Below are 6,976 nucleotides of genomic sequence, written 5' to 3'. Positions count from 1 at the left end.
AACTTGTCACAACGTCAAAGAACACAACCACATCGTAAGGTCCACCGATGGCGGACCGACCTTTGGGATGGTCGTGGACACGGGTGCGTAGATCGCGTCCAGCGAGTTGGTGTAGGACCGTGCGTTGGTTTCGGTCAGGTGCGCGGGGTGCTGCGGGCAGGGACAGTAGCGCATCTTGTTGGTCGGCGAGGAGCGGTGTGAGGGTGGCTGCGGCCGTCGTGCGGCGACGAGTGCCAGCAGCAACGCGACGCCGGGATGCAGCACTGCGCCACGTGCGCAGAGGCGCGCCGCCGCGGTGACAGGCGTGCAAGCAGTTGATCGACGCGATCGGCTGACAGCGGCACGACACGTCGGGGAGCGTCGGAACCTGACCGGGTGTCGTTCAGTCTGGTGGCCGTACCGCGGCGTTCGTGAGACGGGCCAGCCGCTGCACGGCGGCCTTCGAGGGCAGGTCGTGTGCGGCGTCGAGTGCGTGGAGGCAGAAGGTGGCGAGCTCAGCGGCCGGGATGTCGCGGCGGACGTCGCCGATCCTCGCCGCCTCTGCCAGCAGGTCGCGCAGCAGCGTGTGCAGTTCGCGTTCGGCGGGCGCGATGTGGTCGTGACGGTGGAGGAGCGCCGCGAGTTCGTTGCCGTGCGGGCTCGTGGAGTGGTCGTGGCGCTGTGACTGGATGTCGGCGTAGGCGGTGAGGAACGCGGTCAGCCTGTCTGCGACCGGTCCGTCGCCGTCGTGGATCGTCCGCAGCTGCGCGAGGTGGCGTCGGACGTGACGGTCGTGCCAGGCGAGCAGGATCTCCTCGACGCTCGAGAAGTACTTGTACAGCGTGGCGCGGCCGATCCCGGTGCGCTTGGCGATCTGGGACATCGTCACTGCCAGCACCCCGTGCTCATCGGCGAGCGCCGCTGTGGTGTCCAGGATGGCGTCGTGCACCTGGCGGCGGTGCGTCTCGATGGTGTCTGTCCACAACGTCGGCACCCGCCAAGCATACGACATGACGGATATAAAGCATGTTGTCTTGCAAGAGACGTTATGTCTCGTAAAATCGAGATGGCGAGCAGAGGGACACCACGATCGAGATGGCGAGCAGAGGGACACCACGATGGACGAGCAACAGCGGGACGAGCCGGACGCCGTCGAGCACGCGACGCCGCGTTGGGTGAAGGGCTTCATCGCCGCAGGTGTGATCGTGGCGCTCTTGGTGGTGGTCCTGGTGCTGCTCGGTGGCGATCACGGACCCGGCCGCCATGATCTCGGTAGCGGACCATCGCCGGTCGTGCCGCTGCGCTCGTGACCGCGGTGGCGATGTCGCCCGGTGTGCGCAAGCTCGCGCTGACGGTTCATCTGACGGTGTCGGTCGGATGGATCGGTGCCGTCGTCGCCTACCTCGTGCTCGCGGTCGCCGCGGCCGACGGCCGCGATGTCCAGACCGTGCGAGCGGCGTGGATCGCGATGGAGTTGACCGGCTGGTACGCCATCGTGCCGTTGGCCGTGGCCAGCCTGGTCACCGGCGCCGTCATGGCCGTCGGCACGCGCTGGGGCCTGTTCCGACACTACTGGGTGATCATCTCGCTGGTGCTCACGCTCGTGGCCACCGCTGTGCTGGTGCTGCACATGCCCGACGTCAGCGCCGCCGCGGCGACGGCACGTCAACCAGATGCCGATCCCGTCGCTTTGCGCAGCGATCTGGCGCACCCCGGCGTCGGGCTGATCGTCCTGCTCGTGATCGAGACCCTCAACGTCTACAAGCCACGAGGCATGACCCGACACGGACAACGCATGCACAGTAGGTCACAGCGAGTGGTGGACACGCCTCCCGGGACGGCTCGCCGGGCCCAGCGCCAGCGTGAACCGTAAGAAGGCGGCAGCCGGAGCGGTCGGGCACAAGATCTTGGTCGCGGCGGACGAAGTAGTCCTCACTAAGGTCGCGGGTACACCTCACTCGGAGTCGCCCTAATGTGAGTGACCCGCCCTCAACCCTGACCGTCGGATGATCGGTCAACGGTCGCCACCGCACCCGCCGCTACCGCTGTCCCCGGCAGAACCTGTCACGCGCCGTTGCGCCGCTCGACAAGTACGTGGAGCGCGTGATCGTGCACCGGCTGTCGCGCAAGGATGCCGCCGACCTGCTGACGCCACCGGCCCAGGGTGTCGACACGGCTGCGCTCGCGCGCGACGCCGCCGCGGTCCGAACCAAGCTGGCCGAGGCGCTGGCGCTGTGGCGCGACGACGTGCTGAGCGCCGCCGAATACCGCGTCGAGCGCGCCGAGCTGGAGCATCGCCTCGCGGGCCTCGAGGCGCAGCAGCGCACCGCCGCTGGCCGTGACCCGCTCGCCGGCATCGCAGGCCGCGCGGACGCTGGGGACGTGTGGGAGCGCCTGGACCTCGGCCGTCAGCGTGCGATCCTGCAGGCGCTGGTCACTGTCACCGTGCTGCCTCAGCGGCTGGGGCGGTTGCCGGATGGCTCACGCTTCGACCCCAACGCCGTGCGCATCGAGCCTGCAGCCCCTCCAGCCCGCCACTGACGGTTTGACCTCCGCTTCCTTCCGTGTCGCGCCGGAATCAGAGGTCACGGCCGAGTCTCAGGCCGCGTCGGCGGGTTTTGTACCGCGCCTCTGCGGGCAGTGCCGTGTCATGGGCTCGGATCGCGCTACCACGCCCGCAAAGACTCACACCGACGAGCCCGGCCGCGTCCTCGACGTGGTCGAATACGACGAGCCTCCCAAGGGGCTCTGGCAGGACGGGTTCGGCCGCGCTGCGACGCGCAGCGTGCAGGCGCTCGTAGTCGTGGCGTTGCTCTCGCTGGTGGGCTGGGTGATGATCCAGCTGCGCCTCGTCGTCGTCCCCGTGCTGATCGCAACGCTTATCGCGGCCGCGGTATCGCCGCTGGTCTCGTGGCTGGAACGCCGTCGTATGCCCCGGGCGCTGGCGGTCTGGGCTGCAATGCTCATAGGTCTCGGAGTCGTCGCGCTGGCCGGGTGGTTCATCGGTGCCGCGGTCGCGGACCAGTGGCCCGAGCTTCGGGATGGCGCAGTCACCGGCTTCGAAAAGCTGCGCACCTTCGCGAGCGAGGGACCGCTGCAGCTCACGGACGAGCAGTTTGAGCAGTATCAGCAGGCTGCCGTGGAAGCCGTTCAGCAGGCTGACCTCACCACTGGCGCGATCAGCGGCGCGACAGCGGTCGGCGAGATGTTCGCGGGCATCTTTTTCGGAGCCGTCGTCCTCTACTTCCTGCTCAAGGATGGCCAGGAGATCTGGCGGTTCCTGGTGGCGCAGGTGCCGGGGCACCGGACCCGCGAGCGGTTGCTGGAGATCGGCGACCGCTCGACCCGCGTCCTTGGTGGCTACGTCCGAGGAACGGCAATTATCGCGCTCGTCGACGCGATCTTCATCGGTGTCGCGCTGACGATCCTGCGCGTGCCGCTCGCCCTGCCGCTCGCCGTCGTCGTGTTCATCGGCGCGTTCGTCCCGCTTGTCGGTGCGACCGTCGCCGGCATGCTGGCCGCGCTCATCGCGCTGGTGTCGAACGGGCTCGTGACGGCACTCATCGTCGTCGCGGTCGTCGTCGCCGTGAACCAGATCGAGGGCGACGTCCTCGCGCCGATCGTCCTGGGGCGAAGCCTGCGCCTGCACCCGCTGGCGATCCTGCTTGCCCTCGCCGCCGGAACGATCCTCGCCGGCATCGTCGGCGCGATCCTCGCAGTCCCGTTCGCCGCGGTGGCGTGGTCGGCGGTGAAGACCTGGCGGGAGCTGTCCGGACGGCGCGCATCCGGAGCGCTAGCGCTGGACGAGGAGGCGTTGCCAGCCTCCGAAGCATGACCTGTGCGACGCGCCGACCCCCCAGTCGCTGGTGGCATCGCGGTTATCGGAGTGACGCATGGGATTGCATCGGTGCGGCGTGAGGACCCGCGACGGGTGATCGGTGCCAGAGGCGGCCGGTGCAGTGGTCGCCGCGGTGTCGGATGCATGGTGGCAGTACGCCGAAGTCGAAGGCGGCCGCAGCCGAGGCGAGACGATGGCCGAGGCCGCGGCGGTGCTGCGGAAGCTGGATATCGAGCCGGTGGCTAACCCGGTCGAAGCGCTGTAGCAACCTTCGTTCTCGACCGCTACCGCGCGCTCAACCGCGGCCGGCGAACCCTACCGATCGTCGGGGTGCCGGGGATGCCGTGATGTTCGCCGACCGTGCGGCAACCGCTGCGACTACCCGACGGTTGGTCGGTGCACGTCTCCGGTAGCTACAGATGGTCGCCAGATGTCCATTTACCGAGATCGCGTATCGCCACGATCCGTCGTCGGCGCGACGGACTACGGTGGTGGCGCGGCCCGCCTGTATCAAGGCGGTGTCGCGAGCTTGGAGGACCCGTCGCGGGTCAGCGAGGTAGAGGCGCTCGGACCGCCACAGGCGGGCCGCGACCTGTGCGATCTGCCGGCGGCCGCGGGCCTCGGGTAGCCCGTGGCCCGCGACCAGGATCGCACCCGGGTGGAAGAGCTGGGCCAGGGCATGCTGTCGCGGAGGACGAAGGCGTCCTCCATCAGGGTCTCCAGCTCCTCGGGTGTGCGGGCTCCGGCCTCCATGAGGACGCTTAGAACGTCAACTTGTACTGCTGGATGATGGCTGCCGTGCCCTGGAAGTCGACCTCGCAGCCGTAGCGAGCCGCGAGCGCCGGGAGGCTGGCCGGGTCCATCTCGACGCCGGGGGCGCCGAGCTCGCGGAACAGGTCTTCCAGGCCGGCGGGGGTGATGAGTTCCAGGATGCGGGTGGGTGTGTCGCCGGGGTTCCAGAAGGTGTGCCACTGGCCGCGGGGCTTGAAGACCAGGTCCCCGGCTTCGGCGTAGACCTCCTGGTCTCCGAGCAGCGCGCCCATGCGGCCTTCGAGCACGTAGCTGTACTCGTCCTCGCGCGAGTGGTAGTGCAGGGGGCCGGCCAGTACATGCGGTGGCAGGCTGTGCTCCACGACCGAGAGCCTCCCGCCGGTGTCGGTGCTGTCGATCATGAACCGGTCGGTGCGGGACTCCGGTGCCCCTGCGATCTCCCCGTCCTTTGGGCCCAGCACACGCGGGCCCGTGGTGGGCTCCTGGCTGGTGTCCATCGCTGCTCCCTTCTGGTGGATGGTCTGCGTCGACGCTAGGACCCGCCGGGAGGCCTGCCTATTCCAGAGAGGTGGCATTTCCAGTAGCGCAGGCTGCCCGTAGAGTGCTCGCATGACCTCGGTGCGCACCGATGCCAGGCAGCGGGCCAGCGACAAGATCGCCCGGATGGCCGGGCACGGCCTTGACCTGGTGAGCTTCTGGCGGGCGGCGACCGAGGCGCTGGCACGCGCCGTCCCCCACTACTGGGCGCCGTGCTGGTTCACGCTGGACCCGGCCTCACTGCTGGTCATCAGCCACTTCGACGAGGGCGTCCCCGAGCTGCCCCCGAATGGCTGATGCACGAGTACTACCAGGACGACGTCAACAAACTCGCCGACGTCGCCCGCTCAAAGCGCGGGACCTCCACGCTGCACGAGGCCACAGGCGGCGATCCGACCAGCAGCCCACGCTGGCACCTCAACATGACCCTGGGTGGGGACCAGGAGCTGATCGCCGCCCTGCGCACACAGGCCGGTGAGGTGTGGGGGGCGGTTGGCCTGTACCGCGCGCCGGGCCAGCCGCTGTTCGATGACGCCGAGCTGGCGTTCGTCCAGGCGGTCGCGCCCTCCCTGGCCGAGGGGGCGCGCCGGGCGTTGCTGGTCGGCGAAGCCGTCGATCCCGAGGGGCCGGACGCGCCTGGCTTGGTCGTGCTCTCCGACCACGGCGAGGTCGAGTCGGCGACGCCCGGCGTGGAGCGCTGGCTGCAGGCGCTGCCTGACGGTGACTGGGATGCCGGCACGCTGCCGTCCTCGGTGCGTGCGGTCGCGGGTCGCGCGTTGCGGACGGCTGAGCACCCCGACGAGCCAGGGCAGGTCGCGGTCTCGCGTGTGCTGTCGCGCGCGGGCACCTGGATCGTGCTACACGGAGCCGCCCTCGTCGCCAGCGGCGCCCGCCGGGTCGCTGTCATCGTCGAGCCCGCTCACCCGGCGCGCATCGCGCCGCTGTTGATGTCGGTCTACGGGCTGACCGAGCGCGAACAGGACGTCACCCGCCTGGTGCTGCAGGGCAACTCCACCGCGGAGATCGCCGAGCGCTTAGTCGTCTCGGCGCACACCGTCCAACAACACCTCAAGAACGTGTTCGACAAGACCGGCGTGCGCAGCCGCCGCGACCTGGTCGGCAAGGTGTTCTTCGCCCACTACGAACCCCGCCTGCGAGACAACGAACACCGCGCTCTTCACGACCAACCTCTGCGCGGCGGACCCTCCGCGCGCAGCGCAACCCGACACGACCGCCGTCGAGGCTGACTGCCCGGCGCTTGACGCACATGACGGTGCTCGCTGCGCTGGCTAGTGCTGTCCGGTCGCGGGGCGCGGCGACCAGTATCCCTCGCGGAGCGGACCGCGAACTACCGGGCGTTCAGCGCCTCGAGTGTCTGGACCAGTCTTGTACGCTGCTCTCCGGGTTGATGGCGATCGTCCCGAGTCTGAATCCCGGCGTAGCTGTCCTGGCGTGGGCAGGTCTCAAGGGTCTTCGTCGGGTGCAGTTTCCTCGACCATGGCCCCGAACTGGGGCCAACAGCGGGCCAACGGGCACCCATCCATAGAACATCACGGCATCCCGGCTGCCCGAGGGCTCGTTGCCGCGAGGCTGTGCGGGCGAGCGAGTTCGCGGCCGGGTCCGGTGTGGTCGGGGTCGGCGCCCTGGTCGGTGAGACGGCCGGCGTCGACTTCTTGGCTGATGACGCGCCGGACGACCGCCGCAGACGCCCCCTCGCCCGCGCGCATCAGGGAGATGATTGCCGAGGAGTGGTACACGCGCGCCGTCGACTTGCGCTATCCGTCATGCAGCCACTCCGCTGGATGTTCGAGGTGGTGCACGGTCGTTCGCAGGAAGGCGGCGCCGGGCGCG

10 protein-coding genes are annotated in these 6,976 nt (G+C 69.2%); 7 read left to right on the top strand and 3 right to left on the bottom strand.

Features of this window, described 5'->3' with window-relative positions:
• Positions 1 to 6: 6 nt before the first annotated feature.
• Together VK923_09075 and VK923_09070 are read right to left on the bottom strand one after the other, a co-directional pair.
• On the bottom strand, positions 7 to 264 hold the full coding sequence (locus tag VK923_09075) for a hypothetical protein (protein ID HSJ44818.1): 258 nt from the start codon (positions 262 to 264) through the stop codon (positions 7 to 9).
• Between the two features lie 118 nt (positions 265 to 382).
• Positions 383 to 964 carry a helix-turn-helix domain-containing protein gene (locus tag VK923_09070; protein HSJ44817.1) on the bottom strand — a complete coding sequence of 194 codons (582 nt, stop codon included), beginning with the start codon at positions 962 to 964 and terminating at the stop codon, positions 383 to 385.
• 133 nt (positions 965 to 1,097) lie between these two features.
• Between VK923_09070 and VK923_09065 the strand changes: the two genes are divergently transcribed.
• The 5 genes from VK923_09065 to VK923_09045 all read left to right on the top strand — a co-directional run bounded on the left by VK923_09065 (position 1,098) and on the right by VK923_09045 (position 4,082).
• On the top strand, positions 1,098 to 1,289 hold the full coding sequence (locus tag VK923_09065; protein ID HSJ44816.1) for a hypothetical protein: 192 nt from the start codon (positions 1,098 to 1,100) through the stop codon (positions 1,287 to 1,289).
• Between the two features lie 5 nt (positions 1,290 to 1,294).
• Positions 1,295 to 1,852 carry a hypothetical protein gene (locus tag VK923_09060; protein HSJ44815.1) on the top strand — a complete coding sequence of 186 codons (558 nt, stop codon included), beginning with the start codon at positions 1,295 to 1,297 and terminating at the stop codon, positions 1,850 to 1,852.
• A 230-nt stretch (positions 1,853 to 2,082) separates the two neighbouring features.
• A complete protein-coding gene (locus tag VK923_09055; protein HSJ44814.1) occupies positions 2,083 to 2,520 on the top strand; it encodes a hypothetical protein in 438 nt (145 codons plus the stop codon).
• The gene (locus VK923_09050) at positions 2,456 to 3,814 is read left to right on the top strand and encodes an AI-2E family transporter (GenBank protein HSJ44813.1); all 1,359 of its coding nucleotides are present in this window, start codon (positions 2,456 to 2,458) and stop codon (positions 3,812 to 3,814) included. Before VK923_09055 ends, VK923_09050 begins: the two co-directional genes overlap by 65 nt.
• Positions 3,815 to 3,938: 124 nt before the next feature.
• Positions 3,939 to 4,082, top strand: a complete 144-nt coding sequence (locus VK923_09045) for a hypothetical protein (protein ID HSJ44812.1) — start codon at positions 3,939 to 3,941, stop codon at positions 4,080 to 4,082.
• 496 nt (positions 4,083 to 4,578) lie between these two features.
• On the opposite strand, the gene VK923_09040 is transcribed toward VK923_09045, so the two are convergent.
• Complete coding sequence (locus VK923_09040; protein ID HSJ44811.1) at positions 4,579 to 5,085, bottom strand: cupin domain-containing protein; 507 nt, start codon at positions 5,083 to 5,085, stop codon at positions 4,579 to 4,581.
• A gap of 112 nt (positions 5,086 to 5,197) precedes the next feature.
• On the opposite strand from VK923_09040, the gene VK923_09035 reads away from it, so the two are divergent.
• Positions 5,198 to 5,422: a hypothetical protein gene (locus tag VK923_09035; GenBank protein HSJ44810.1), complete on the top strand. Its 225-nt coding sequence runs from the start codon at positions 5,198 to 5,200 to the stop codon at positions 5,420 to 5,422.
• Complete coding sequence (locus tag VK923_09030) at positions 5,422 to 6,372, top strand: helix-turn-helix transcriptional regulator (GenBank protein HSJ44809.1); 951 nt, start codon at positions 5,422 to 5,424, stop codon at positions 6,370 to 6,372. Before VK923_09035 ends, VK923_09030 begins: the two co-directional genes overlap by 1 nt.
• Positions 6,373 to 6,976 lie beyond the last annotated feature (604 nt).

This window comes from Euzebyales bacterium (assembly GCA_035461305.1).
GTDB lineage: Bacteria > Actinomycetota > Nitriliruptoria > Euzebyales > JAHELV01 > JAHELV01.
The sequence above is the reverse complement of the archived record's forward strand: the minus strand, read 5'-3'. Positions and strand labels throughout refer to the sequence as shown.

Bases quoted from the DNA above. Each gene is read 5' to 3' on its own strand.
- VK923_09035 (HSJ44810.1), top strand. From the start codon at position 5,198: ATGACCTCGGTGCGCACCGATGCCAGGCAGCGGGCCAGCGACAAGATC.
- VK923_09030 (HSJ44809.1), top strand. From the start codon at position 5,422: ATGCACGAGTACTACCAGGACGACGTCAACAAACTCGCCGACGTCGCC.
- VK923_09040 (HSJ44811.1), bottom strand. From the start codon at position 5,085: ATGGACACCAGCCAGGAGCCCACCACGGGCCCGCGTGTGCTGGGCCCA.
- VK923_09050 (HSJ44813.1), top strand. From the start codon at position 2,456: ATGGCTCACGCTTCGACCCCAACGCCGTGCGCATCGAGCCTGCAGCCC.
- VK923_09065 (HSJ44816.1), top strand. From the start codon at position 1,098: ATGGACGAGCAACAGCGGGACGAGCCGGACGCCGTCGAGCACGCGACG.